Annotated in this window: 2 protein-coding genes and 1 pseudogene; all 3 read right to left on the minus strand. The window is 71.6% G+C overall.

The genetic code is table 11. From position 1 onward, the window contains the following. Positions 1–719 (minus strand): annotated as a pseudogene (locus tag WBA11_RS16945) (hypothetical protein); the annotation flags it as partial. A 108-nt stretch (positions 720–827) separates the two neighbouring features. Then, positions 828–1,499, minus strand: coding sequence for a hypothetical protein (locus WBA11_RS16950; RefSeq protein WP_424521824.1), 672 nt, complete (start codon positions 1,497–1,499; stop codon positions 828–830). Further along, positions 1,496–1,967, minus strand: a 472-nt coding sequence (gene rpiB, locus WBA11_RS16955; protein ID WP_424521825.1) for a ribose 5-phosphate isomerase B, incomplete at its 5' end; no start/stop codon positions are given. The genes WBA11_RS16950 and rpiB, both read right to left, overlap by 4 nt.

Raw genomic sequence — 1,967 nt, forward strand, 5'->3', positions numbered from 1 at the left:
GCGCCGGCACGTGCGTCATCGAAGGCTTGCCGGGCGTCGCCGCGGCGGCGGGCGTTCTCGACCGTCTGGCGCATCACGCTGAGAACGCCCATAGGCGTGGCCGGGTAGACGCCGCTCGCGGGGTCGATGCGGGCGACCAAGCTCATGGGGTCGGTCAAGACGAGCGCTTCGGGCGCCTCGCCGCGACCGGCGTTGCCACGTCCGAGCTCGCGGAGCAGCACGACGGCACCCTGGCCCGAGAGCAAGCCTTCCCGGGGGGCGACGTGGGCGGCCGTGAAGCCAGCGTCTCGGAGCTGCTTGATCCGACCGTCCGTCGCGTCGAACATCTCGCGGACGTCGCGGTCGGGCACGATGCCGGCCAACTCGCGAGGCGGGTCGCCCCGGTCCCCCTCGTAGTCGTCCTCGTTCTCCGCCTTGGCGACACCCGCTGTGGCGAACGCGTCGACGAAGCCGGCGTAGACCGTGAGCGAGTCGCCCTCGATGACGTCGGCGTCGAAGGGGAGCACCGCACCCTCGCCGACCGACTCGATGCGTCCGTCGCGGATGAGGACGGTCGCGCGCTCCAAGACGCGCCCCGGTGCCACAACGACTCTGGCGTCCGTAATCGCCACGACGTTGGTGACGGGCCGCAGCGGGGTGTCCGCGCGGACGCCCTGGGCGTGGGCGGGGCCGAAGGCCAGGAGAGCCGCAACGGCGGCGAGAGTGGCTCGGAAGGTCATGCGTTGCGGGGCGAAGCGGCTGGAAAGATACCCGACTGTGAAGTGAGGATGACGCCCTCGAGGACGGGGATGGCCTGAGGGGTGGGCGACGCCCGCCCTCGAGGGCGACTACACCGCGCTGTCTTCGCCGGCCTCGCGGCTCTCAAAGACACCCCACTCTTGCCCGAGTGACCGAGCGGCCGGTGTCACGATCTGACCGGGCCGAACTCGGATCGTGACCCGCCTGCGGCGCGCCTGCCGGACGTCGTTCTCCGTGATCACGCGCCGGTCAATCCGCCCGTCCTCGACGGGCTCGTCGGGGACCGCGATCTCGAGGACGAGGCCCGGTAGCCAGCGCGCGGTCTCGGGACGCCCAGCGCCGAGCCACAGCGCGCGATCGATCTCGGCCTCGAGGGCGGGGCCGACCTCGACCGTGACCGCGGCAGCCACGGAGCCCAGCCCGAGCGTAGCCCGGTCGCCTACGCCCCATGCTCGGCGCAATCCACTCTGGATCACGAGCCGCGAGCACACGCGCTCGACCTCGGGGCCGGACACGGCCCCGACGGGGCCTCGCAGTGACAGGCCGTCCGCATGTTCGAGTGCGTCCGTCGCATCGAGGACGAGCCTCGTTTGGTCGCCGGCCTCGATGGGCACGCGGGCCAAGACCTGGCCCAAGCGGACGACCTCGACGGTGGCCGACGGTCGCAGTGTCGCGCCCCGCCCGAACGCGGCCTCGAGGTCGCGCTTCCCGAGTACGGCTCGAGAGCCGACGGAACGGACTGGGATGGCGTTGGGCCTCACGCGGCGCCGGCCGCGCCCGGCAGGAACCGGGCCTCGACGTCCGTGATCTTGTCGACGCGGCGCGCGTGGCGCCCGCCCTCGAAGTCGGTCGCCAAGAACTCCTCCAAGACGCGCTTGCAGACTTCGATGCCCATCGTTCGGCTGCCGAGCGTGAGCACGTTGGCGTCGTTGTGGGCGCGCGCGTTGAACGCGGCGAACGTGTTGGGGCAGGGCGCCGCGCGAACGCCGGGCACCTTGTTCGCCACCATCGCCGAGCCCACGCCGACGCCGTCGATCATCAGACCGACCTCGACGCGGCCGAGGTGGACGGACCGGGCGACGGCGTACGCGAAGTCGGGGTAGTCGACGCTCTCCGTCGAGGTCGTGCCCAAGTCGGTGACGGTCCAGCCGAGAGACCGGGCGTGCTCGGCGAGCGCGTCTTTGAAATCGAACCCGGCGTGGTCGCAGCCGACTGCCAACGTCTTTGAT

It is taken from the genome of Rubrivirga sp., from assembly GCF_049648075.1.
Taxonomy (GTDB): Bacteria; Bacteroidota; Rhodothermia; order Rhodothermales; family Rubricoccaceae; genus Rubrivirga.